The organism is Halobellus sp. H-GB7 (assembly GCF_030848585.1).
Taxonomy (GTDB): Archaea; Halobacteriota; Halobacteria; order Halobacteriales; family Haloferacaceae; genus Haloquadratum; species Haloquadratum inordinatus.
On record NZ_JAVDDW010000001.1, the window covers coordinates 573,077 to 595,382 of the forward strand.

The following is a 22,306-nucleotide window of genomic DNA, read 5'->3' on the forward strand; positions in this document are numbered from 1 at the left end:
GCGGTCCCTTCGTTTCCCCATTCCTCCTGCCGTCACCTCCGTGACGGCGCTCCCACGCCCCGACCAGTCGAACCGCAAACCTACAAGATGCTCCCGTTGGAGGTGAGGCTATGCGACTGGAGGACTACTGGGGGGTCGGTCCGAAGACGAGCGAGAAACTCCGAGAGGCGATGGGCACAGAGCGCGCCGTCGCGGCCATCGAGAACGCCGACATCCGCGCGCTGGCTGACGCCGGGATCCCGCGGGGGCGTGCGGTCAGAATCCTCCGCAGAGCCAACGGTGCGGCGGGCATCGAAACGCTCGGGACGCGGGACGCCCGCGACGTCTACGACGAACTGCTGACGCTGGCGAGCGAACACGCGCTGACCGCGCACGCCGCTGACCGGATTCGCGTGTTGACGCCGCTTTCGGACGTCGACGAACGGGAGTCGCGACTCGACCGCGTGCTCGCCGCACGCGACGCCTGGGTCGAACTGAACGACGAGGATCGCGCGGCCGTCCGTTCGGCGTTCGACGCCTACGACGAGGCCGGCGGCACCGACCGAATCGCGGTCGAGACGGCGCTCGCGCTCCGCGAGGCGGGCCTGCGCGGCGGGACCTTCGCCGCGTTGGACGACCTCGACGACGACGCGCTCGAAGCGGCCGCGGCCGCGCTCGGCACCGTCGACGAAGATGGATCGGTCGCACCCGGTACCGACGACGAACTCGATCGTCTGCGCGAGAAGCGGGACGCCGCCGCGCAACTGGAGTCGAGCGCGCTCGACGTGCTAGAGTCCGTGCGCGAGCGCGGCGTCCGAAGTTTCGAGGAGTTCCGCGCGGCGTTCGTCGAGTACGTCGCGAGCGAGACCGACGTTCGCCGCGGGCGCGTCGAGGCCGCGGTCGCCGAGGACGCCCACGACGAGGCGGACTTCGCGGGGACGTCCCTCCGGGCGCTCGTCGCCGAACTCGACGCCGACGTCGAGGAACGCGAACGCACAGTGGCAGCCGATCTGCGGGAGTCGATCGAGACCGCGCGCGAGGACGTCGAGACCGCCGTCGGCGCCGTCTCCGAGATCGCGTTCGACCTCTCGCTCGGCCGCTTCGCCGCCGCGTACGATCTGACCCGCCCGCGACTCGTCGAGGACGGACTCGCCGTCGTCGGCGCGCGGAACCTCTCGCTGTCCGGTGAGGTTCAGCCCGTCACGTACGCCGTCGGGTCACACGGCATAGGCTCGGCCGACCTCGGCGACGACGCGCCGAAGCCGCCATCCGGCGACCGCGTCGCCGTCCTCACCGGGGCGAACTCAGGCGGGAAGACGACGCTCTTAGAGACGCTCGCACAGGTCGTCCTGCTCGCCTCGATGGGGCTGCCCGTGCCCGCAGCGCGGGCCGAGGTCGGTCAGTTCGATACGGTGGTCTTCCACCGCCGACACGCCAGTTTCAACGCCGGCGTCCTGGAGTCGACGCTGAAATCGATCGTCCCGCCGCTGTCGACCGGCGACCGCACGCTGATGCTCGTCGACGAGTTCGAGGCGATCACCGAACCCGGCCGGGCCGCCGACCTGCTGAACGGCCTGGTCGATCTGACGGTCGATCAGGACGCGCTCGGCGTCTACGTGACCCACCTCGCCGACGACCTCAGTCCCCTCCCCCCGGAGGCGCGCATCGACGGCATCTTCGCGGAGGGGCTGACCGACGATCTCGCGCTCCGCGTCGACTACCAGCCACGGTTCGGCACGGTCGGCAAGTCGACGCCGGAGTTCATCGTCTCCCGACTCGTCGCGAACGCCCGCGACCGCGCGGAGCGACGTGGCTTCGAGGCGCTCGCGGCCGCGGTTGGCGAGGAGGCGGTCCAGCGCACGCTCTCGGATGCGGCGTGGTCGGGTGACTGAAGCCCGGCCCGGCCGAACGCTTTTGCGGTGTCCCGTGGTACCAGTTCTCGATGGTCGATCTCCCGTGGGGACGGAGCGGTGACGCGGATGAGGACTCCGAGGACGGCGTCGACGAGTATCCGAACGCGCTCGTCGTCTGCACGTTCCAGGACGGTACGCTGGTCGTCTACGAGGACCGCGTCGAAATCTATCGCGTGAACCGCTCACGGTTCGACGACAAGACGATCCCAGCCGACGAGATAATCGGCGTCGACCTCGCCAACGGGATCACTATCGGCTACCTCCAGATCGAACAGGTCGACGTCCCCGTCGACTCGGGGGGCCTCCTCAGCGACCCGGTCAACGCGAACACCCTTCACTTCGGCCGGGGTGGTCGGGAGTGCGCTTCGGAGGCCCGCACAGAGATTCTGGCGCACGCTAGCGGGTGAGCGCGGGACTCGGCGAGGTCTGCTCTTTCGAGGTGCTCGTCGTCGTCACATCTCCGCGCCCTGTTCGTCGATCGCGTCAGCCGCGATCGACCGCCCGCGGGCGTTGAGTTCCACCTCGTGTCGGATCCGGACCTCGTCTAGGACGTCGTGGTCGATGAGCCGTACAAAGAGTTCTTCGACCTCGTCGACGTCGATCCCGAGAAACGCGGGGATGTCGAACGGGGAGACGCCGGAGTACAGCGCCATCAACACCTGTTTGTCCTGTCTCGAGAGATCGAGCGCCGTCTCGGTCTGTTCCTCGCCGATCCGCAGAAGCGACTTCAGGATGCCGACGGCCCGTTCGGGTCCTGAGATGTACGTCTGGACGCTCGTCCCGTTGTCGTCGGAGTGTTCGACCTCGATGACCTCTCGTCGCTCCTCGCGGACGGTTCGGCGCCCCATCTCGATGTCGCCGATGTCGTCGAGTTGGACGCCGACGAACGTGCCGGCGACGGTCGCGATGTTGACGGCTTCCGTCTCGACTTGCATCTTGGCGCGCTCCCACTCGGTGTTCTGCACGACGCCGCCCTCGACGGCCGGGTGTCGAACGAGGAACTTCGTCGAGGACAGCAGCGCGTCGTAGAGGTCCATCTCGAACTCCTCGAACTCCGCGGGCGCGACGAGGATCACGTCCTCGCCGTCGTCGAACTGCAGCGCGATGTAGTCGGCGACGGTCGCGACGCGCTGGTTCACGTCGAATCGGCCGCCCACCTGTTCGATCTTCGAGAGCGGGAAGGTGCGCTTGCCGCTCGTCCCCGCGAGCACGATCCGTTTGTTCGAGAGCAGGATGCGGCCGTTCGTCCAGCCGGCGTCGCTCCGTTCGCGACCGTTACGGAGCGCTTGCAGGAACCGTCCGCGCGTGTCCGCGAGTTTCGTTTCACCTGGTTTCACACGCACCTACCTCCGTGTTCGAGACGTCTCCTCACCCGCCGTGTCGCGGTAGATCCTGAGTCGCTTTTCGACCGGATCGAACCGGTCGCGACAGGACGCCGGGACGGTTTCGGTCATCCCGATCGTCAGGTATCCTCCGGGTTCGACGGCGGATCCGAGCGTCTCGAAGATGGCTTCTTTTGCTTCTCTGTTGATGTATATGAACAGATTTCGGCAGATGACGAGGTCGAACGTCTTCGGGGGATCCTCCTGTACGAGGTCGTGTCGGCGGAAGGAGACGAGTTCCTGCACCTCGTCGCTGACGCGGTAGGTGTCTCCCTCACGCTCTATGTACCGGTCGCTGTTCTCCAGCGGTTCGAGTTGCTCTTCGAGATCGTTCGTCTCCGAGGCGTGATACTCGCCACCGCGTGCGGCCCGAAGAATCTCGGGCTTGATGTCGGTACCGAGGATCTCGACGCGATCGGCGTCGATTCGGTCGTCGTCGAGCGCGAGCATCGCCGCCGAGTACGCTTCGCGGCCGTCCGAGCAAGCGGCGCTCCAGATCCGGGTCCGGCCGTCGTCGCTCAACTCCGCGATGATCTCGCGTAACGCCTCCCAGACGTCGGGGTTGCGGAAGAAACTGGTAACGTTGACGCTGAGTGCGTTCAGGAGCGCTTCCTGTTCGTCCTCGTCGGCTTCAAGCAGCTCTTGATACTCGTCGTAGTCGTCGACGTGTCTGCGTCGCATCCGGGCGGAGACCCGTCGGTCGAGGTACGAGCGGTTGTACGAACTCGTCGCGAACGACAGCGACGACTCGACGTACTCGAGTAAGTCGTCGAACGCTCGCTCGTCTGCGTCCTCGGCGTCGTCGGATCCGGTGTCGATGTCGAGGCCCATCAGTCGGCCGCCCCCTCGGCTTCCGCGCTGTCGTCTTCCGGTGGGATCCACTGACGGCGCGCCTGCTTGCCCTCGTCGGGAACCGACAGTGAGTTCACGTCGAGGATCGGCACGACCTTCCCGTCGCCGACGACGGCCGTTCCGGAGAGTCCCTCCGTGCCTTTGAGGGGCCCCTGCAGCGGCGTCACGACGACTTCCTCCTGGCGCGCGACGTCGTCACAGCGGAGCGCGACCTGCCGGTCGGCGGGTCGGATGCGAACGATCATCCCGCTATCGCGCCGTTCGTCGCTGAGAGCGAGTGCGCCGCGGAGTCGAATCAGCGGGAAGATACGATCCTCGTGGACGATCACCTCGGCCCCGTCGACGCTCTGGACGCGCGTCTGCCGCGAGATCTCGTCGATGTACTTGATCGGGACGCCGAACTCTCGGTCGCCGACCTGCACGAAGAGCACTTTGATGATCGCGACCGACACCGGCAGCCGGATCGAGATGGTCGTCCCCTCGCCGAGCGTGCTGTCGACGTTGACCGATCCGTCGAGCGACTCGACGGTCGTCTTGACGACGTCCATTCCGACCCCGCGGCCGCTGACGTCGGTGATCTCCTCGTTCGTCGAGAAGCCCGGGTGGAAGATGAGGTCGTAGACCTCCTCGTCGGGCATTTCGACCAACTCCTCGCGCGGTCGGATGCCCTTCTCGGCCGCCTTATCGCGGAGCACGTCGGCGTCGATGCCCGCCCCGTCATCTTCGACCGTGATGACGACGGTGTCGTGTTCGCGCTCGGCTCGCAACTCGACTGCGCCGGTCGCGGACTTCCCGGCGGCTTCCCGCTCCTCCGGTGGTTCGATACCGTGATCCACCGCGTTCCGGAGCACGTGCATCAGCGGATCTGAAATCTCGTCGAGAATCGTCCGGTCGAGTTCGATACCCTCGCCCTCGATGTTGAAGCTCACCCGCTTGTCCTCCTCGCGCGCGAGGTCACGCACGAGTCGGGGGAACTTGTCGAACACCTTCTTCAGCGGGATGAGCCGCATATCCATCACGGTGTCCTGGAGATTCGAGGAGATTTTATCCAGTTCATCGAGGTTGTCGCGGCCGGTCGAGTCGTCTTCGCCGAGCGCCTGGCGGAGCTTGATCCGGCTCGTGACTAATTGCTCGACGAGGCTGTGCAGCTCGTCGAGCTGGTCGACGTCGACGCGAACGGACTTCACCGCCGAAATCGAGCGTGACTCCTCGTCGTCTTCGTCTTTATCGTCCTCGTCGCCGCCCCGGCCGCTGTCTCCACGCTTTCGCGCCGTCCCGCCACTGTCGTCGCTGTCCGCGTCGTTCTCGTCGGACTCCTCGGCATCGTCGCCGGAGTCAGCAGCGCCATCGACCTCCGCGACGCCTGGGGAGTTGCTGCCGGGGTCTGCGTCTGCCTCGGTCTCGTCGGTGTCTGCGGGCGCTGTATCCTCGGCCGCCGCGTCCGCGGCGTCGTCGTGTTCGTCTGCTGCGTCGTCGCTTGCAGCAGCGTCACCAGTCCCGTCCGCCGCGTCGCCGGCGGCCGCTCCGTCCGAGGTGTACGCGTCGACGACAGCGTCGACCGCGGCGGCCGCAGACTCGGCGTCGACGTCCTCGTTCGGGGTCGACGTCGGCGCGCTCCCGGCGTCGCCCGCGGACCCGTTCGCCGCCGGCGTTCCGGGGGTCGCCTCGGATCCGTCTGCTGTGGTGTCCGCGTCGGATCCGTCTGCGTCCGCGCTGGCTGTCGCACCGTCTGAGGAGGGGGCCGCCATATCTCCGGTCTCTCCGTCGAGCACCGCACTCACGTCGGTGAGCGTGACTGACTCGACCTTCCAGAGGTCCCAGAGGGTCGCTTCGAGTTCGTCGCGGTCCTCGTCGGCGACGAAGACGGCGAAGTCGTCTCCGAAGTCGCCGTCCTCGATGCGATCGAGGTCCGGGTCCGCACCGACAACCGCGAGGTCCTCCGGGAGGCCGCCGACGAACAAGCCGCCGTCGACGCTTTTCATATCTCCGACGTCGAGCGAAATCTCGGCGTGATACAGGCTGTCGGCGTCGGCGACGTCGGGCTCGTCCAGATCGAGCGCGTCCGAAGCTGCCGCGAGGGCTTCTCCCGACTCCGCTGAGCTGTCAGCGTCCGGGGATTCCGGCTCCACCGCGTCTTCCATTCCGTCTGTGTCGCCTGACTCGGCGTCTGCGGAGGCGGGTTCGGCGTCCGCGGCGGCTTCCTCCCCGGCGTCCGCGTCGGACTCAGGCTCTGCAGCGGCGCGGATCTCCTCGACGAGATCGCTCGGATCGCGCTGGGACTCGCCGTGCTTTTCGATCTCGTGGAGTATGTCGAGGATCTCGTCCATCCCGTCGAAGACCAGGTCCATCCGCTCGTGGGTGACCTCGATGCGGCCGTTTCGGACCTCGTCGAGTAAGTCTTCGACGGCGTGCGCCACGGTCGCGGCGTTGTCGAAGCCCATCGCCCCGAAGTTCCCCTTCAAGGTATGGGCTTGTCGGAAGATGTCGTCGATCGCTTCCTCGTCGTCGGGGTTCGATTCGAGATCCAAAAGTGAGTTGTTCAACTGCGTGATGCTCTCTTCGGACTCGGTGATGAATTCCTGGTAGAGTTCGTCGTCCATCGGTCACTCCTCCGCGAAGTACTGCAGTACGTTCTCGGCGATCTGTTCGGCCGGCGCGACCACGTCGACGCTCCCCGTCTCGATGGCGCGCCGCGGCATCCCGAAGATCGCGGACGTCTCCTCGTCCTGTGCGATCGTGTGTCCGCCGCTTTGGTGGATCCGCTGCATCCCGTCGACGCCATCGCGGCCCATCCCGGTGAGGAGAGTCGCACACAGCGGTCCCTCCACACTCTCGACGGCCGAGGCCATCGTGATGTCGATGGCGGGCCGGACGCCGTGAATCGGTTCTGTCTCCGTCAGTTCGAGCTTGAGACGCCCGTTCCGATCGCTGGTGACGAGCAGGTGGTGGCCGCCGGGTGCGACACGCGCCTCGCCCGCCTGAATCCGCTCGCCCGACTCTGCCTCCGTGACATCGTACCCCGACCGGCCGTCGAGTCGCGTCGCGAACCGCGAGGTGAAGCCTTCGGGCATATGCTGTACCACGAGGACCCTGAGGTTCGCCTCGCGCGGTAACGCTCCGAGGACGCGCTCGACGACGTTCGGTCCCCCGGTCGAGGCGCCGACGACGAGCGTTCCGGCCTCCGGGTACGTCGTGGTCTGCGTCGCTGCCGGCGAACTCCCTGCTGTCGATGCCGTCGATGACCCCGTGTCGGTGGCGTCCGTCTGCCCCGCAGCGGACCCCGTTCGGGCCGTCCGTTGCTGTCGGGACGCGTCTGCTCCCGTCGCCGTTCCGGACGCGGTCGCTCCATCGGCCGCGCTCGTGTCTGTCGACGCGGTAGAGCCGGCCGTTCGCGACGAGGACCCGCTCGTCGCAGTCGAACTGCCGCGGTCCTCCGAGGACAGGCGGGCGTTCGCCGAGAGGTCGACTCGGGCCGCGGACTCGACTTTCTCGACCAGTTCGCGCTTCACCCGCGGCATCGACGAGGTGACCTCGCCGCCGGGCTTGGTCACGAAGTCGACTGCGCCGCGGTCGAGCGCCTCGAAAGTCACGTCGGCGTCCTCCTCGGCGTGTGCGGACAGCATCAACACCGGAGTCGGGTGGTCCGCCATAATGGCGTCGACGGCCTCGAGGCCGTTCATCGAGGGCATCTCGATGTCCATTGTCACGACATCCGGGTCGTGTTCGGTCACCGCATCGAGCGCTTTCGAGCCGTCTTCGGCTTCGCCGACGACCTCGATGCCGCCCTCTTCGAGCAGGCTTCGAATGAGCGTCCGCATAAACCGTGAGTCGTCGACGATGACTGCCCGCGTCGACTCGTCGCTGCCGCCCGGCTCGGAGGCGGTACTCATCGCTCGTCTCCCCCGTGTCCGTCGTCTATCTCCGCCTGCGCCGTCCTCGAACGACGACGGGTCTCGGTTCGCAGCCGCGAGACGCACTCGTGTCTCGGGCCGTGACGCCGCCTCCGTCCCGTAGGCGCGTCCGGCCGGTCCACGCCGTGCTCGTACCCGCTCATCTCTACTGGAAAACTTCCCAACTGGGGGACTTAAGCGCTCGCCGGCGAAAATCAGCCGTGATAATAGCGTGCGTACATTTATTGCCGACGTGTGCGCCAAAATCAGGTAACAACCGGCGGCTCTACAGCCGTCGGCGACACGGCTATGTCGCAGGAACAACGTGCGGCGGCGGGCGCTTCAGACCCCACCGCCACAGACGACACCGACGCCACCGCCCGCCAGATGCAGGTCCTCGAGTTCGAGCTGGGGGGCGAGACCTACTGTGTCGACATCGACTACGTCTCCGAGATCGTCGACCGTGGCTCGCTCACCGCGGTCCCGAACGCGCCCGACTTCGTCGAAGGCGTGATGGACCTCCGCGGACGGACCACCTCGATCGTCAACCCGAAGACGCTCCTGAACGTCGAGAACACCGGTGAGGCGAGTCGTATCGTCATCTTCGACGCGACCAGTTTCGAGGACGACGCCGCGGTCGGCTGGCTCGTCGACGAGGTCGACCAGGTCGTCCGTGTCTCGATGGACGACGTCGAGGACCCGCCGATGGATCGCGGCGACTTCATCGAGGGAATCGTGCGACAGGAGGAGGACCTCGTCGTCTGGATCTCCCCGACGAAGACGGTCGACAAGTAGCCGTCACTTCCGCTGCCGCTCTCAGCCCTGGATGGGTTCGTGTGCCGCCGTCTCCGCTCGACCAGCGACGAGGATGCCGACGACGACACACCCGCCTGCGACGCCGAACGCCGGGAGATAGCCGACGGCGTCGGCGATCGCACCGCCCAGCACGCTGCCGATGCCGCCGCCGAGGCTCCCGATAGCCGTGTAGATCCCGAGCGCCTCCGCGCGGACCGTCTCCGACGCGAGTTCGGAGACGAGGCCGGTCGCGGTCACGGCGATGACCGCCCAGGAGGCCCCGAGCGCGAGAAACAGCGCGCCGACGACGAGCAGACCGGTCGGGGGCGCAATCGCCGCCCCGGTGACGGCGACGATCGGGAACGCCCCGGCGCGAAAGAGCAGTGCCCCGACCTGCAGTCGGAACGGGTCGAACGCCGCGGCCGCCGTCCCGGCCCGGGCGTACGCCGCGGCCGACGCCGCCGAACTCAGGATGAACAGGACGAACACCTCGTCGGTGGCGTAGCCCGCGTCGACCAGATACGCGGGTAACGGTCCGAAGAACGCCGAGAACCCGGCGAAAAACACGGTCGCTGCGAGGAGGTACCGGAGCAACCGCGCCGAGAACCGCCCGCGGAGGCGCGTGAGGGAGCCCCGACCGAGTCTGATCTCGCGGAGCGCCCAGTAGATTCGGGCAGGGCCGAACGGCACGGCGCGGGTGGCCCGCTCGGCGCCCCCGTTCCCCGCGCGGAAGCGACGTGAGAGCCGTCGGAAGCGCTGTTCGGACATCGTCACCGCTTCCGGATAGCGGAGGAAGACGACGAAGACACCAGCTAGCGTGGCGGTCGCGCCGCCGACGAAGAAGAGTCGCTTGGCTGCGAGCGCCGGCAGGCCGACGTGGGACCCGGCGACCGCAGACCAGACGCCGCCGGCGACGAGACCGGCCAGCCAGCCGTAGCCCTGGTAGTGGTTCAGCAGGCCGAATCGCTGCGTCCACAGCGACGGCTCGTAGCCCTCCACGACGACGACGTTCAGTACGGGCGCGGCGGCCGCGACGACGAACCACAGCGCGGCGTTGGCGGCGAGGACCGTCCACGGCGAGGCCAGAAACGGTAAGACGAGGAAGACGCCGGCACTCGCGCCCAGTGCGACGAGGATGAACGGTCGGCGTCGTCGCGTCCGCGCCACTAACCGCCCCCAGAGGATCGCGCCTGGCACGCCGGCGAAGGCAGCCGTGGCGGCGATGAGGCTGACCAGGAACGCGCCCGCGCCGAGGTCGATAGCGTAGAGGGGAACGAGCAGCGAAGCCGCGCCCACGGCAGCGTAGCCGAGTGCCCAGCCGTACAGCCACGTGTCTGTCGTCTGCGTCTGATCGGCGTCGCTCACGTCTGTCGCGACGGCGGACTATCGTATAGTTGTTGCCGGGCTGCCACGTCGCCCGCACCGGCACGGAGGCACGATCAGTGGTCCCCGGCGGTGCGAGCACCGGCGGCGAACACAAACAATCAAGATTGCAGGCGCAACATCGTAGGACAATCCGGTCTACTATGCGTCAGTATCTCGACCTCGTCACCGACGTCCTCGAATCCGGGGGCCACAAGCCGAATCGAACGGGCGTAGACACCATCTCGGCGTTCAGCCGCCACTACGAAGTCGACCTCGCAGAGGGCTTTCCGTTACTCACGACGAAGGACCTCTCGGGCGCGCGGTGGAACTCCCTGATTCACGAGTTCGTCTGGTATCTCTCCGGCGAGGAGCACATCCGCACGCTCCGCGAGGAGACTGGTATCTGGGACGCCTGGGCCGACGACGACGGCCGCCTTGACACCGCGTATGGGCGCTTCTGGCGTCGCTTTCCGGTCCCCGACGAGGGGCTTCCGGGCGAGTCCTGGCCCGACGACGGCCACCGCTGGATGAACGACGAGGGCACGTTCGACCAGATCCAGTACGTCCTCGATCAACTCAAAGAGAATCCTAACTCACGCCGCCTCGTCGTCAACGCCTGGCACCCGGCGAACGCCGCCGTCTCGACGCTGCCGCCGTGTCACTATACCTTCGTCTGCAACGTGCAGGGCGACCGCCTCAACGTCCACCTGACGCAGCGTTCAGGCGACGTCGCACTCGGCATCCCGTTCAACATCGCCGCGTACTCGCTGCTCGCGACGGCACTTGCCCAGCGGACCGGCTTCGAGCCCGGGAAATTCGCCCATTCCGTCGTCGACGCCCACGTGTACTGTGGCGCGGGCGACCGCGGCGCGTGGTACGCCGACCACCTCGGAGAGTTGCAGTCGCGTCTCGGGGACGTCGAGGACCGAACCGGGTATCGCGACGTGCGCGAGTGGCTCGAAGCGACTGCCCCCCCGGAGGCCGAGGGTGAGGAGCGGTACGACCACGTCCCCGGACTCCTCGAACAGTGCGCCCGGGAACCGAGAGCGCGGCCGACGATCGACGTCGCCGACGTGCCGCTCGACGACCTCACGTTCGAGGACGTCGAACTGTCGGAGTACGATCCCGCGCCGGGGATCCGCTTCGCGGTGGCCGAATGATGGACGTCGAAATCGTCCTCGTCGCCGCCGTCGCGGAGAACGGCACCATCGGTCGCGACGGCGGGATGCCGTGGCACTTCAGCGAGGATCTGGCGCACTTCAAACAGACGACGACGGGCCACCCGGTGATCGTCGGTCGCAAGACCTACGAGACGGTCGTCGACGCGCTCGGCGAACCGTTCCCTGGCCGGACGAGCGTCGTGCTCACCTCGCAGTCGCTCGACCTGCCGGCGGGTGCCGTCGTCGCCAACTCCGTCGAGGAGGCGATCGACCTGGCCTGCGTCGACGCAGCCGAGCGAGGGGTCGAGACGGCGTACGTCGCCGGCGGCGGCCGCGTCTACGAGCAGTTCCTCCCGCACGCGTCTCGGATGGTGCTCACCGAGATTCACGGCGCCTACGAGGGCGACACAGCCTTCCCGGCGTGGGACGACGACGAGTGGGTCGAAGTCGACCGCGACGACCGCGACCAGTTCGATTTCGTGACCTACGAGCGGCGACGGGAGTGACGCCGCCGCCACGTCGCCACCACGTCGCCGTCTTGGCCCGGCGACGCGCCGAACGCAAACTGCACCGGGATTTTTGTCGCGAGCAGTTCAACACGGCGGTCGTATGACTGCCACCTTCGAGGTGTACGAGGATCAGGCCGGAGAGTACCGCTGGCGGCTCGTTCACTCCAACGGGAACATCATCGCCGACAGCGGGGAGGGATACGCGACGAAGCAGAAGGCAAAGCAGGGCATCGAGAGCGTCAAACAGAACGCTCCCGACGCCGACGTCGTCGAAGCCGAGTAGCGGCGACGCGCCGCCTCGGTGCTGGTAGCACGGCCCTTCTCGGACCGTCGGTTCCGGTAATATCGTGTGCCGGTGGTGGCTTTATCCGTCCCCGGGTCGGAGTAGGGGTATATGAACCGAAACGACCAGCAGGCGTACGATCGGGGGACGTCGCTCTTCTCCCCGGACGGACGCATCTATCAGGTCGAGTACGCGCGCGAAGCGGTCAAACGCGGTGCGCCGAGTCTCGGCATCCGCACCACGGACGGGGTCGTCCTCGCTGCGCAGCGTCGGACCAGTTCGTCGCTGATGGAGGGCGAGAGCATCGAGAAATTGCACAAACTCGACGACTATCTCGGCGCGGCCTCGGCCGGGCACGTCGCCGACGCCCGCCGATTGATCGACGACGCGCGGACGGCCGCCCAGCGCAACCGACTGCGGTACGGCGAACCGCTCGGCGTGGAGACGCTCACGAAGACGCTGTCGGACGAGATTCAGGAGACCACCCAGTACGGTGGTACGCGCCCGTTCGGTGCCGCGCTCTTGGTCGCCGGGATGGACGGAGAGCGTCCGGATGCCCGCCCGCGACTCTTCCAGACCGATCCGTCGGGTGCACCCCAGGAGTGGCGCGCCGTCGCGATCGGTTCCGGGCGCGACGACATCCAGGAGTTCCTCGAAGAGCACTGGTCGGAGGAGCTCTCTCTCGACGACGGCGTCTCGATCGCCGTTCGCGCACTCTTAGAATCAGACGGCGAACTCGCCGCCGAGAGCGTGAGCGTCGCGACGATTACGCCCGATGGATACGAAGCAGTCGCAGAGAGCGACGTCGCGGAGATCATCGCCGAACACGCCCCCGAGAGCGACGACGACGAAGCCGGCGAGAGACAGTAACTCCGCCGCTATCCGTCTGCAGTCGCCGTATTTGGGTACGAGACACCACGGCACGGCGCGGGCAAAACGGAACCGTTTTACACATCCCGGAGATACGGAAAAGTGTAGCAGCGCTCCGTTGGTGTAGTCCGGCCAATCATCTTGCCCTCTCACGGCAAGGACCAGGGTTCGAATCCCTGACGGAGCACTTCTCCGAATTCTCGACGTCCGTACTGAGGGGACTGTGCTGTCTGTCACTACAGATGGCTTATCTGCGACGGATCCATCAGTTGCCGTATGGCAGTAGACGACGACACGAGCGACGCCGAGGCTCCTCTCTCGGGCGAGCGCGTGCAACACGGGACGGGCGTCACCTCGAACCGAGCGTTCCCGACGAACGCGTATCCGCAGCATCTCGATCCGTTCGTGCTCTTCGAGCGGTTCTACATCGAGCCCGACGAGGGGTTTCCGATGCACCCACACGAGGGGTTCGAGATCGTCTCGTACTTGCTCGAGGGAGGAATGGACCACGAGGACTCGCTGGGCGTCGCAAACACCGCCACCGAAGGTGACGTAATGCGCGTCACCACCGGCAGCGGGATCCGACACTCAGAGTTCCCGGCGGACGGAGCCGCCTGTAACGGCCTCCAGCTCTGGGTGAACCTCCCCCGCGCTCGGAAAGACATTGATCCAGGATACGCCGACGCAGATGCCGAGGAACTTCCCACCGAGTCCCGACCGGGAGCGACCATCACGACGGTCGTCGGCGAGGGCTCGCCGATCGAGTTGCAGACGCCGATGGAGTACCTCGACGTGCGCGTGACGGACCGCTGGACGTGGTCGGTCGCGGACGGCTGGTCGGGCTTTCTCTACGGTGTCGACGGCACCGGGCGCGTCGACGGGTGGTCGTTCGGCGAAGGCGATGTCGTTCCACTCGTCGACGCTCGGGACGTCGAGGTCGCGACTGACTCCGGACTACGGGTCGTCGCCGTCGCCGGCAACCCCCACGACGAACCGATCCGACAGCGTGGGCCGTTCGTCTTCTGACAGCGGGACAGACACGATGGGAGAAAGCGATTTGTGTCGCTCTCGTGAAAGCGATGTATGAGCGGATCGGACGGGAGCGTCGCCGCCGACGATACCTGCGAGCAGATTATGGAGGCAACGTTCCGAGCAGTGAGCAAACACGGGTACAAGGACCTGCGCGTCCGCGACATCGGCGAGGAGATGGAGCTGTCGCGGCAGGTGATTCACTACCACTTCGACGGCAAGTACGATCTGTTATCCGCGTTTCTGCAGTACGTCATCGAGCAGTACGAGGGCAGCGTCGACGTGGATGGGGATGCGGCGCCGCGTGCCGAACTGGACGCTCGAATCGATCAGTGTCTGCTCGGCCCGCAGTTCGAGGAGTTCACGCACTGGGACCGAATGAAGGTGTATCACGAACTGTTCGCGTACGCACAGCACGACGACGAACACCAGGATATCTTCAACGATCACTACGAGCACATTCGACAGAGCATCGTCGAGGTCATCGAAGCGGGCATCGAGCAGGACGTCTTCCGAGAGGTGGACGCAGAGCTGATGGGACAACTCATCACTGACGTAATCCACGCGGCTCGTGAACGTCGACTCGCCCTCGATCACGAGGACGCGCCGGCAGAGGCACGACGAGCCATCGACGCGTTCGTTCTCGATTCGTTGGAGCCGACGCAGTAGCTGCGGTAATCAGTTCGGAGTCGGATCGGGTGAGAATCCGGAGAAACGAGAGAGGCCGCGACCACGTCGGTCGCGGTGTGGTGGGTGCGAGCGTTACAGTTCGGGGACGTCCGACGGCATATCGAAGTCGTGGTAGTACTCGCCTTTCTCCTTCGAGAGGATGTTGAGGACGGCGGCCGCACCGTCGCCAGCCGCGATGACAGCCTGCCACTTCTCCGCGCGACCCATCGCGCCGGTAGCGTACACATTTTCGACCGACGTCTCCATATCGAGGTTCACGTCGACGACGTCCTCCTCGGTGAACGCACAGCCGAGGTCCTCGGCGAGGTCTCGGGCCCCACCCGTGGCGAGGACGACGTAGTCGGCGGTGTACTCGTCGTCGGCCGTGGAGACGACGAATCCGTCGTCAGTCCGTTCGACGTCCGTGACCTCGGCGTCGTGTAGTGCAGCGCCGCGGTCGCGGGCCTGGCCGCGCGAAATCTTGAGGAACTCGTCGCCGCTGATGCTTCGCACTGCGGGGTAGTTGAACAGATGCGCCTTGTGCATCCACGACTCGTCGGTATCGAAGACTATCGTTTCGAGATCGTTCTTTGCAGCGTACAGGGCTGCGCTCAGTCCAGCGGGACCGCCGCCAACGATTGCTACGTCTACCATCGTCGAAGACGGGGAACCCTCGAAAGAAGTATTTTACCATCTGGTAAAACCCGGCAAACGGTGCGGAGACGACGAATTTCTCCGACAGTCTGGCTCTTCAAGACGTGTCGAGCGGCTAGACGTGTCGGCTGTCTAATTCCGCGCTCCTGTGGAGGGCATCTGTCGTGTCGGAGATTCTGTTCGACCTGTCCCCTCTCGACCAAGACTTTTCAGCCGCGAACGACAATGTTAGAGTATGCCACACAATCAAGATACCGAGGGCGACACCGGCGGGGTCATCTCGGAGTACGAATGTCTCCAGTGCGGCAGCATCGTCCACTCGGAGACGCATCCCGGCGTCTGTTCGGAGTGCGGCGGCGAGTTCCAGAACCGAGCGAAGTCGCTCGAATGATACGCCCGCGTCGTTCGTCGCCTCTCGTCACCGTGCCCGCCCCCAGCGACTGAGCTGGCGGCCGCGACATACCGTTCGCGAGTCAACACACATATCCACGTCCCTCCGCCATACCGCAGTGATGACGAGAGAGATGGGACGCGCCGAGATCGACGACCTGCTGCAGGCGCGCGGCGCGGGCGTGTTGTCGCTGACAGACGGGACCGAAACCTACGGGATCCCCGAGTCGTTCGGTTACGATGGCGAACTGCTCTACTTTCAGTTGGTCTACGACGGCGATAGCGAGAAGATGCAGCTAATGGAGTCGACGGAGACCGCCTCCTTTACGGTCTTTACCGAAGAGCCCGCCGAGAGCGTGCTCGTCCGTGGTGCCCTCGAACGCGTCCCAGAGACCGCACAGACGCGGGCCGCGACCGCAATCGCCGAGAACGCCAACATTCCGACGCTGAACGTGTTTCCGAACACTGGCCCCGACGACCTCTCGATGGCGTTCTTTCAGTTGATCCCAGAAGAGCTCTCGGGCCGAAAATTCAACGACCGCGTGCCGAAGTAACCGACTTCCGGCCGTTCTCTCGGCCTTCTCGCTCGTCACTACGACAGTACCTTCTTGGGACAGACGGAGGCTCACGAACGCACCGTAGCGATCCGTCTTGCAGGTCCCCGCCTCAGGCTGCGACTCCCGGCCCCAGCGTCACCAGCGCCACCCCGACGGCCACCAGTACGGCTCCAGCGACGACACCGCGCGTGACTCGTTCGAGATCCCGCAGGAGGAAGTACGCGAAGACGGTCGTGAAAAGCGGTGCCGTCGACGCCAGCGATTCGACGATCGCGACGCGACCCGCTGGCAGTGCGAGCGCCCCGAACAGCGATAGCAGGGCGACAGCAGTGAGCGCGCCGCTGGCGGCGAAGTAGCCGTACGATCGGCGATCGGCGGACTGGAAGCCACGCGTCCCGCGGATCGCAGCGTAGGTGAGGAAGACGACCAGCGCACCTGCCTCGTTGAGCGCGACGGCTTGGAGGACGTCCGCCCCGCCCGTCCCGAGCCCGAACCGTCGAAGGACGTTCCCGAACGCGAACAGTGCCCCAGACGCCAGCGGGTAGAACAGATCACGTGACTCCCAGCCGGCGAGGTCGCCGCCTTTCGCGAGGCTGAGGACGACCAAGCCCGCGACGAGAACGACGATTCCGACCGCCGTACTGAGCGAGATCGGTTCTCCAAGTAGGCCGAAAGCGAAGACGGTCGCGAACAGCGGGCGTGCGCTCACGACCGCACTGTTGATGCTCGCGCCGACGCGGTCGACACCGACGAAGATGGCCAGGCGGCCGAGAGCCGTCCCCGTCGCGCCGGCGAACAGGAACAGCCCTGCCGTCGACGGGTCGAGGCCGGCGAGAACGTCGCTCCCACGGAGCGCGAGTAGGGCCACGAGAAACAGCGAGAGATCGACGATGACCACGACCAGCGCCGCCTGCAGGGCGGTGCCGTCGAGCGACATCCCCCGCTTGTCTAGCACTGGTGTGAATCCCCAGATGACTGCCGGGAGGAGTGCAAGGAGGTACACCATCACGTCGGAACCGAGGACCATAGCCGGTCTCCGAGCGGCCCGGATATGAACGTGTTCTTTCGTTGTCTCGATAGCCGAGTTTGCACGTCTTCACACTCCTGATCGTACCGCAGCGTACGATCTGTTGCGCAGCAGTTGCAACCGGTACGATAGCGAACGGATCCGCACAGCCGCCCCGTGCGCGTCCACAGACTGCCGCGGCCGCGGTTCCGAGACACAGCTATTTGAGTACCGAGAGCGTAATTCCCCGAAAACTACCCGTTAACTATGTTTCTTCTCCGGATATCTCGCTGTGATGGCCGATAAACTCACCAAGGTGAACCGATGGGCGACGAGGTTGGGGGTTCGGCCCGTCGCTGCACGTCTTTACTGGCTGATGCGGAGGCTCTACGAGACGGCGTGGGATGTGCGATACAAACAGCATCGGCTCCGTAGCGGTACCTATCGAGTGACGGCACAGGAGGCACAGGCGGCGTTCGCTATACCGACGAGACGTGAATATCTGGATTTCGTCAAACTGCCCGAGCGACCCCTCCTGGAGGAGTTGCTCTCGGATCTCCAGCCCGATGACGTGTTTTACGACCTCGGCGCGAACCTCGGGGTGTATTCCTGTTTCGCTGCCAGCGTCGTTGCACCGACGGTCGTGGCGTTCGAACCCCACCCGGCAAACGCCGACAAACTGGCGCAGAACGTCGCTCTGAACGATGCCGACGTATCCATTCAGCGGGTCGCCCTCGCGTCGTCGTCGGGAACGGCCCGGATGCAACTCGCTCCCGGATTCGACGCCGACGTGGCCGGCTCTGCTGGACATACACTACTCACGGATTATTACGACGAGGCGTCCGAGACGATTCAGGTCGAAAAACGGCGTGGTGACGAGTTCGTCGCCAACGAGGACGTACAGCCTCCGACGGTACTAAAAATCGACACCGAGGGATCCGAAATGGAAGTCCTAGAAGGGTTCGAATCGACTTTGGCACGTCCCGAGTGTCGACTCGTGTACTGTGAACTCCACGAGGACCGTCTCAATTCTCGGGGCCACTCGGTTTCGGACGTGTACGACCTCCTCGAATCACACGGCTTCTCTGTCGAAGACTGCTCGATAGAGGGGTACCAGACGTTCGTTCGTGGTGAAAAATAGGGAACTATAGTAGCATTTGCAAGTCTTCACTCATCGGATCGTACGCTGTCGTGCGATTGGATGAGCAATCAGTTGCAAATGCTACTATAATTGGTTCCTCCGTGTCCATTCTCCTCTGAGAGTGCCAGAGACTGCTATTTACCGTTCATCGATCCACAGGCCACAAAATTCGCAGATTGTTGGGTCTGTGTTTACCTGAGGTTCAGAAAGTTTTATTTTTTGGAATGGGGCCGGAGGGATTTGAACCCCCGATCGACTGATATCTCCGGTACGCGCCTCGGTACTCCAGAGGGTCGTCGTCGCGAACCGATGATCAGTCGGCCGCTCGGTATATCAGTCTGGAGTGTCGTCACCGGGCGCCAAGCCTCTGGAGTCAGTCGCCATGCCGGGCTTGGCCACGGCCCCTCTGCGTGCATCCGCTCGTATGCTGATTCTACATAAAGGGATTACGATCGGTCGGCGCTACGCCACCTCGAACCGTCGGCGATTAGCGATCCGTATCCGACCACGAACAGTCTTGGCACTTGTAGGCCGTCACGAACTCGGTCACACTCGGCATATACCCCACGGAGATGACGTTGCCGCCGCATTCGGGGCAGTCCATCTCGGCGTCCTCGATCGGTTCGGCATCCATCGGTGCTTCGCCCTCGACGAGTTCTGCGAGTCGCTTCGGCGTGACCATTCGCCCTTCGACGACGCGATTGCTCATACGTCGGGCACGGGGTGGAAGGTGGTAAATCCGTCGCGTGGGGGATCGACAGCGGAGCGGCGCTGCAGAAGTGAATCGCGGCCTCAGAGCCACGGGGCCCGGGAACCGTCGGTGTCGGGGTATCCGTACCCGACGTCCCCGCCGCTGTCGCCGCGGTCGCGTTCCGATCGCGAGTCCTCGTCGCTCTCGGCGTCGTCCCAGTCACCACCGTCGGCGACGGTCGAACTTGAGAGCGACGACGGAACGCTAGTATCGTCGTCGACGTCGGCCTCGATTTCGGGCTCGGATTCGTCGTCGGCATCGTCGACCGCGGTGTCCTCCGCGTCCGACGCGGGGTCGTAGGAGAACAACGCGGTGACGCCCAGCACGCCCAGTGCGACGGGGGCCTGCGTCGGCAGGAGCCCCAGGACGTCGATCGCGAGCATTCCCAGCGCGACCGAGCTCCCGAAGCGGAAGAGGTCGATATCGACCGCGCCGCGAAGCCGCGGGGCGAAGAGCGCCACGGCGAGCGCGAAGCCGACACCCGTGCCCGCTGCGGCGACGGCCCGTCCGACCGTCACGAGGTTCGGGTCGACAACCAGCGTGGCGTTGCTGAGGTCGAGGCTCGCGATCAGTCCGAGGCCGATGATGACGCTCGGCGACGGCAGGAACTCGCCGATCTTCGCGGATGCCGTCTTCGCGGCGACCGCGAGGATCACGAGGCCCGCGAAGCGGTGGAAGACCTCGAAGTTCAGGACCGTCTTCAGGGTTTCCGCAAAGAGCGCTTCGACCCCCGCGACCGGCAGCAAGAGCGCGCCGAGCACGAGCACGGAGGTGACCTGTTCGCGTCGGGTCCCGTCCATCTCCGCGAGGATGACTGCGACCGTCGCCGAACCGCCGAAGATCAGCAGCCCCGTCTCGATGATCCCGAGCGGAGTGCTGAGCGTCCCGGCGATGATGAGTGCCGGGAAGATTCCGTCGACGAGCGGGAGGGCCATTACCGTCGCGAGAAGCCTGGTCGCACCACCGACCTGCTGCTCAAGCTGAAGTGCAACAGGGTGCTGAGAGACGCTCATTCGGGACTAACGGCCGTCACCATCGGCCAAACGGCGATACGGGCGCAAGCCCGACGGCGAAGCGCCGTGGGCCTGGCCGAGCACTCCGAGAGAGTCGAGCGCGGGGAGCGTCTGATTCCCGCGTTTGAAGGACTGCATCGCTGTAAATGTAAAGTTCGCATCGAATTCGGTGGTCGGCTGACCTGCGATGCGCGATGCAGTGGGACACTCGGAGTCCATATCTAAAATATACGGGAATGGGATATTAAACGTTGTGTGGGACGTGTGCTCACGGTTCCGGGGCTCTTTCATCATCCAACCACGCAAATTTCCGATGTTCCACAATCCGGTCAAATAACTCTACGAACTGTCGGAACCGAGGGTTGGATGCGGCGATAGTTGCGTCGCGTCCGACTGCGCAGCGCCCACATCTCGCGGCAATAATTAACGTATCAGAAAGCGACGCACGACTGTGCTAACGCGGCCTGGGACAGATGTCCTACCGTCAAATGTGTACACAAGTATGTGTATCGAGCGCCGATACGTGCCAACGATCTTCACAGGCGTGGTGTCTCGCAACGCTTTTGTCGATTCACTGTGGACCGTTTATATGGCGAACGACGTTTCTGACAACGGCCCATTCTCCGAGAAACTTCGAGTACCGGAAGCGCTGACGTTCGACGACGTGCTCCTTCGACCGATGGAGAGCCGCGTCGAACCCGACGCGGCGGACGTCTCGACACACGTCTCGAAGAACGTCGAACTGAACATTCCGATCCTCTCGGCCGCGATGGACACGGTCACCGAAGCCGGGATGGCGATCGGGATGGCTCGTGAAGGCGGTCTCGGCGTCCTCCACCAGAATATGGACACAGAACGGATGGTCGCAGAGATCGAACACGTAAAGCGCGCTGACGAACTCGTGATCCGCCGGGAGGACGTGGTCACGGCGAATCCGAGCCAGACGGTCCGCGAGGTCGACGCGATGATGGAGCGAGAAGGCGTCTCGGGCGCGCCGGTCGTCGACGACGACGACGTCGTGCTTGGGATCATCTCCGGCACCGACATCCGTCCCTACCTCGAAGTCGGCGACACCGACGAGGTTCGGGAGGCGATGACCGACGAGGTCGTCACGGCCCCGCGCGACGTCGAGGCCCGCGACGCGCTCGAACTGATGTACGACCACAAGATCGAGCGCGTTCCGATCGTCGACGACGACGACCGCCTCGTCGGTCTCGTCACGATGCAGGGCATCCTCCAGCGTCGCGAACACGAGAACGCCGCCCGCGACGAAGACGGACGCCTCCGCGTCGGCGTCGCTGTCGGTCCCTTCGACGCCGACCGCGCCCAGGCGGCCGACGAGGCCGACGCCGACGTGATTTTCATCGACTGCGCGCACGCGCACAACCTCAACGTCCTCGACAGCGCACGCGAGATCAAGAGCGCCGTCGACGCCGACGTCGTCGTCGGCAACGTCGGCACTCAGGAAGCGGCCGAGGCCGCCGTCGACTTCGCCGACGGGCTGAAGGTCGGCATCGGCCCCGGTTCGATCTGTACGACCCGGGTCGTCTCCGGTGCCGGGATGCCACAGATCACCGCGGTTGCGGAGGTCGCAGATGTCGCCGCACCCGAAGGCGTCCCCGTCATCGCGGACGGCGGCATCCGCTACTCCGGCGACGCGATCAAGGCGATCGCCGCGGGCGCAGACGCCGTGATGCTCGGCTCGTACTTCGCCGGCACCGAGGAAGCGCCCGGTCGCGTCATCACGATGAACGGGAAAAAGTACAAGCAATATCGAGGAATGGGCTCAGTCGGCGCGATGAAATCCGGCGGCAGCGAGCGCTACCTCAAAGACACCGAAGAAGACGAGGAGTTCGTCCCGGAGGGCGTCGAGGCTGCGACGCCGTACAAGGGCACGCTCGCCTCCGAACTGCACCAGCTCGTCGGCGGGATGCGCTCGGGGATGGGCTACGTCGGCGCCGAGACGATCCCGGCGTTCAAAGAGCGCGCGGAGTTCGTCCGCGTCTCCAGTGCCGGCCAGACCGAGGGCCACCCCCACGACGTGATGATCACCGACGAAGCGCCGAACTACAGCCCCGACAGTAACTAGAGCCGCGAA

General features: G+C 65.4%; 23 protein-coding genes and 2 tRNA genes. 14 read left to right on the forward strand and 11 right to left on the reverse strand.

The genetic code is table 11. The annotated features are described in order from the left end of the window. Positions 1-110: 110 nt before the first annotated feature. Positions 111-1,871: a DNA mismatch repair protein gene (locus RBH22_RS03085; RefSeq protein WP_306676498.1), complete on the forward strand. Its 1,761-nt coding sequence runs from the start codon at positions 111-113 to the stop codon at positions 1,869-1,871. Between the two features lie 50 nt (positions 1,872-1,921). Then, complete coding sequence (locus RBH22_RS03090) at positions 1,922-2,299, forward strand: hypothetical protein (protein WP_306676499.1); 378 nt, start codon at positions 1,922-1,924, stop codon at positions 2,297-2,299. Positions 2,300-2,344: 45 nt separating this feature from the next. On the opposite strand, the gene RBH22_RS03095 is transcribed toward RBH22_RS03090, so the two are convergent. The 4 genes from RBH22_RS03095 to cheB are packed head-to-tail and all read right to left on the reverse strand — an operon-like array spanning position 2,345 to position 8,016. Continuing rightward, a complete protein-coding gene (locus RBH22_RS03095) occupies positions 2,345-3,229 on the reverse strand; it encodes a CheF family chemotaxis protein (protein WP_256544816.1) in 885 nt (294 codons plus the stop codon). 6 nt (positions 3,230-3,235) lie between these two features. Continuing rightward, complete coding sequence (locus RBH22_RS03100) at positions 3,236-4,105, reverse strand: protein-glutamate O-methyltransferase CheR (RefSeq protein WP_306676501.1); 870 nt, start codon at positions 4,103-4,105, stop codon at positions 3,236-3,238. Next, the gene (locus RBH22_RS03105; protein WP_306676503.1) at positions 4,105-6,726 is read right to left on the reverse strand and encodes a chemotaxis protein CheA; all 2,622 of its coding nucleotides are present in this window, start codon (positions 6,724-6,726) and stop codon (positions 4,105-4,107) included. The genes RBH22_RS03100 and RBH22_RS03105 overlap by 1 nt, the downstream gene beginning before the upstream one ends. Before the next feature lie 3 nt (positions 6,727-6,729). After that, complete coding sequence (gene cheB / locus RBH22_RS03110; RefSeq protein WP_306676504.1) at positions 6,730-8,016, reverse strand: chemotaxis-specific protein-glutamate methyltransferase CheB; 1,287 nt, start codon at positions 8,014-8,016, stop codon at positions 6,730-6,732. A gap of 309 nt (positions 8,017-8,325) precedes the next feature. On the opposite strand from cheB, the gene RBH22_RS03115 reads away from it, so the two are divergent. Further along, on the forward strand, positions 8,326-8,811 hold the full coding sequence (locus tag RBH22_RS03115; protein ID WP_256288207.1) for a chemotaxis protein CheW: 486 nt from the start codon (positions 8,326-8,328) through the stop codon (positions 8,809-8,811). A gap of 21 nt (positions 8,812-8,832) precedes the next feature. On the opposite strand, the gene RBH22_RS03120 is transcribed toward RBH22_RS03115, so the two are convergent. Continuing rightward, entirely contained in the window at positions 8,833-10,176 is a 1,344-nt protein-coding gene (locus RBH22_RS03120) for an MFS transporter (RefSeq protein ID WP_306676506.1), read from the reverse strand. Positions 10,177-10,337: 161 nt separating this feature from the next. Here RBH22_RS03120 and thyA point away from each other — a divergent pair, with 161 nt between their 5' ends. The 7 genes from thyA to RBH22_RS03155 all read left to right on the forward strand — a co-directional run bounded on the left by thyA (position 10,338) and on the right by RBH22_RS03155 (position 14,696). Beyond that, entirely contained in the window at positions 10,338-11,336 is a 999-nt protein-coding gene (gene thyA / locus RBH22_RS03125; protein WP_256544821.1) for a thymidylate synthase, read from the forward strand. Beyond that, positions 11,333-11,842: a dihydrofolate reductase gene (locus tag RBH22_RS03130; RefSeq protein ID WP_306676508.1), complete on the forward strand. Its 510-nt coding sequence runs from the start codon at positions 11,333-11,335 to the stop codon at positions 11,840-11,842. The genes thyA and RBH22_RS03130 overlap by 4 nt, the downstream gene beginning before the upstream one ends. 103 nt (positions 11,843-11,945) lie before the next feature. Next, positions 11,946-12,128 (forward strand): HVO_2922 family protein, encoded by a 183-nt coding sequence (locus tag RBH22_RS03135; RefSeq protein ID WP_256288211.1) that lies wholly within the window; start codon positions 11,946-11,948, stop codon positions 12,126-12,128. Between the two features lie 111 nt (positions 12,129-12,239). Then, positions 12,240-12,998 carry an archaeal proteasome endopeptidase complex subunit alpha gene (gene psmA / locus RBH22_RS03140; RefSeq protein ID WP_256288212.1) on the forward strand — a complete coding sequence of 253 codons (759 nt, stop codon included), beginning with the start codon at positions 12,240-12,242 and terminating at the stop codon, positions 12,996-12,998. Positions 12,999-13,110: 112 nt separating this feature from the next. After that, positions 13,111-13,185 (forward strand) — tRNA-Glu (locus tag RBH22_RS03145). An 89-nt stretch (positions 13,186-13,274) separates the two neighbouring features. Continuing rightward, complete coding sequence (locus RBH22_RS03150; RefSeq protein ID WP_306676509.1) at positions 13,275-14,024, forward strand: pirin family protein; 750 nt, start codon at positions 13,275-13,277, stop codon at positions 14,022-14,024. A 57-nt stretch (positions 14,025-14,081) separates the two neighbouring features. Next, positions 14,082-14,696, forward strand: coding sequence for a TetR/AcrR family transcriptional regulator (locus tag RBH22_RS03155; RefSeq protein ID WP_256288214.1), 615 nt, complete (start codon positions 14,082-14,084; stop codon positions 14,694-14,696). A gap of 93 nt (positions 14,697-14,789) precedes the next feature. On the opposite strand, the gene RBH22_RS03160 is transcribed toward RBH22_RS03155, so the two are convergent. Continuing rightward, positions 14,790-15,350: an NAD(P)/FAD-dependent oxidoreductase gene (locus RBH22_RS03160; RefSeq protein ID WP_306676510.1), complete on the reverse strand. Its 561-nt coding sequence runs from the start codon at positions 15,348-15,350 to the stop codon at positions 14,790-14,792. Positions 15,351-15,585: 235 nt separating this feature from the next. On the opposite strand from RBH22_RS03160, the gene RBH22_RS03165 reads away from it, so the two are divergent. Both RBH22_RS03165 and RBH22_RS03170 read left to right on the forward strand, forming a co-directional pair. After that, positions 15,586-15,741 carry a rubrerythrin-like domain-containing protein gene (locus tag RBH22_RS03165; RefSeq protein ID WP_256288216.1) on the forward strand — a complete coding sequence of 52 codons (156 nt, stop codon included), beginning with the start codon at positions 15,586-15,588 and terminating at the stop codon, positions 15,739-15,741. Positions 15,742-15,862: 121 nt separating this feature from the next. After that, positions 15,863-16,294 (forward strand): pyridoxamine 5'-phosphate oxidase family protein, encoded by a 432-nt coding sequence (locus RBH22_RS03170; protein WP_306676512.1) that lies wholly within the window; start codon positions 15,863-15,865, stop codon positions 16,292-16,294. A gap of 112 nt (positions 16,295-16,406) precedes the next feature. Here the strand turns inward: RBH22_RS03170 and RBH22_RS03175 are convergent, their stop codons facing one another. Then, the gene (locus RBH22_RS03175) at positions 16,407-17,324 is read right to left on the reverse strand and encodes a DMT family transporter (protein WP_306676513.1); all 918 of its coding nucleotides are present in this window, start codon (positions 17,322-17,324) and stop codon (positions 16,407-16,409) included. A 355-nt stretch (positions 17,325-17,679) separates the two neighbouring features. Between RBH22_RS03175 and RBH22_RS03180 the strand changes: the two genes are divergently transcribed. Then, positions 17,680-18,444 carry an FkbM family methyltransferase gene (locus RBH22_RS03180; RefSeq protein WP_306676514.1) on the forward strand — a complete coding sequence of 255 codons (765 nt, stop codon included), beginning with the start codon at positions 17,680-17,682 and terminating at the stop codon, positions 18,442-18,444. Between the two features lie 225 nt (positions 18,445-18,669). Here RBH22_RS03180 and RBH22_RS03185 read toward each other — a convergent pair. From RBH22_RS03185 to RBH22_RS03200, 4 genes are all read right to left on the reverse strand, one after another. Continuing rightward, positions 18,670-18,849: transfer RNA gene (locus RBH22_RS03185), tRNA-Trp, on the reverse strand. An 82-nt stretch (positions 18,850-18,931) separates the two neighbouring features. Continuing rightward, positions 18,932-19,153, reverse strand: coding sequence for a DUF5795 family protein (locus tag RBH22_RS03190; protein ID WP_121568301.1), 222 nt, complete (start codon positions 19,151-19,153; stop codon positions 18,932-18,934). 83 nt (positions 19,154-19,236) lie between these two features. After that, positions 19,237-20,208 (reverse strand): DUF5794 domain-containing protein, encoded by a 972-nt coding sequence (locus RBH22_RS03195; RefSeq protein ID WP_306676515.1) that lies wholly within the window; start codon positions 20,206-20,208, stop codon positions 19,237-19,239. A 6-nt stretch (positions 20,209-20,214) separates the two neighbouring features. Further along, positions 20,215-20,427 carry a hypothetical protein gene (locus RBH22_RS03200; protein WP_121568431.1) on the reverse strand — a complete coding sequence of 71 codons (213 nt, stop codon included), beginning with the start codon at positions 20,425-20,427 and terminating at the stop codon, positions 20,215-20,217. A 370-nt stretch (positions 20,428-20,797) separates the two neighbouring features. On the opposite strand from RBH22_RS03200, the gene guaB reads away from it, so the two are divergent. Further along, entirely contained in the window at positions 20,798-22,297 is a 1,500-nt protein-coding gene (guaB, locus tag RBH22_RS03205; protein ID WP_256288229.1) for an IMP dehydrogenase, read from the forward strand. Positions 22,298-22,306: the final 9 nt, after the last annotated feature.

What these genes read in the sequence shown, in the direction of transcription:
- thyA (WP_256544821.1), top strand. Translation starts at nt 10,338, where the DNA reads ATGCGTCAGTATCTCGACCTCGTCACCGACGTCCTCGAATCCGGGGGC.
- RBH22_RS03195 (WP_306676515.1), bottom strand. Translation starts at nt 20,208, where the DNA reads ATGAGCGTCTCTCAGCACCCTGTTGCACTTCAGCTTGAGCAGCAGGTC.
- guaB (WP_256288229.1), top strand. Translation starts at nt 20,798, where the DNA reads ATGGCGAACGACGTTTCTGACAACGGCCCATTCTCCGAGAAACTTCGA.
- RBH22_RS03180 (WP_306676514.1), top strand. Translation starts at nt 17,680, where the DNA reads ATGCGGAGGCTCTACGAGACGGCGTGGGATGTGCGATACAAACAGCAT.
- RBH22_RS03130 (WP_306676508.1), top strand. Translation starts at nt 11,333, where the DNA reads ATGATGGACGTCGAAATCGTCCTCGTCGCCGCCGTCGCGGAGAACGGC.
- RBH22_RS03100 (WP_306676501.1), bottom strand. Translation starts at nt 4,105, where the DNA reads ATGGGCCTCGACATCGACACCGGATCCGACGACGCCGAGGACGCAGAC.
- RBH22_RS03175 (WP_306676513.1), bottom strand. Translation starts at nt 17,324, where the DNA reads ATGGTCCTCGGTTCCGACGTGATGGTGTACCTCCTTGCACTCCTCCCG.
- RBH22_RS03150 (WP_306676509.1), top strand. Translation starts at nt 13,275, where the DNA reads ATGGCAGTAGACGACGACACGAGCGACGCCGAGGCTCCTCTCTCGGGC.
- RBH22_RS03160 (WP_306676510.1), bottom strand. Translation starts at nt 15,350, where the DNA reads ATGGTAGACGTAGCAATCGTTGGCGGCGGTCCCGCTGGACTGAGCGCA.
- RBH22_RS03165 (WP_256288216.1), top strand. Translation starts at nt 15,586, where the DNA reads ATGCCACACAATCAAGATACCGAGGGCGACACCGGCGGGGTCATCTCG.
- RBH22_RS03200 (WP_121568431.1), bottom strand. Translation starts at nt 20,427, where the DNA reads ATGGACTCCGAGTGTCCCACTGCATCGCGCATCGCAGGTCAGCCGACC.
- RBH22_RS03105 (WP_306676503.1), bottom strand. Translation starts at nt 6,726, where the DNA reads ATGGACGACGAACTCTACCAGGAATTCATCACCGAGTCCGAAGAGAGC.
- RBH22_RS03190 (WP_121568301.1), bottom strand. Translation starts at nt 19,153, where the DNA reads ATGAGCAATCGCGTCGTCGAAGGGCGAATGGTCACGCCGAAGCGACTC.
- psmA (WP_256288212.1), top strand. Translation starts at nt 12,240, where the DNA reads ATGAACCGAAACGACCAGCAGGCGTACGATCGGGGGACGTCGCTCTTC.
- RBH22_RS03135 (WP_256288211.1), top strand. Translation starts at nt 11,946, where the DNA reads ATGACTGCCACCTTCGAGGTGTACGAGGATCAGGCCGGAGAGTACCGC.
- RBH22_RS03155 (WP_256288214.1), top strand. Translation starts at nt 14,082, where the DNA reads ATGAGCGGATCGGACGGGAGCGTCGCCGCCGACGATACCTGCGAGCAG.
- RBH22_RS03090 (WP_306676499.1), top strand. Translation starts at nt 1,922, where the DNA reads ATGGTCGATCTCCCGTGGGGACGGAGCGGTGACGCGGATGAGGACTCC.
- cheB (WP_306676504.1), bottom strand. Translation starts at nt 8,016, where the DNA reads ATGAGTACCGCCTCCGAGCCGGGCGGCAGCGACGAGTCGACGCGGGCA.
- RBH22_RS03115 (WP_256288207.1), top strand. Translation starts at nt 8,326, where the DNA reads ATGTCGCAGGAACAACGTGCGGCGGCGGGCGCTTCAGACCCCACCGCC.
- RBH22_RS03085 (WP_306676498.1), top strand. Translation starts at nt 111, where the DNA reads ATGCGACTGGAGGACTACTGGGGGGTCGGTCCGAAGACGAGCGAGAAA.
- RBH22_RS03170 (WP_306676512.1), top strand. Translation starts at nt 15,863, where the DNA reads ATGACGAGAGAGATGGGACGCGCCGAGATCGACGACCTGCTGCAGGCG.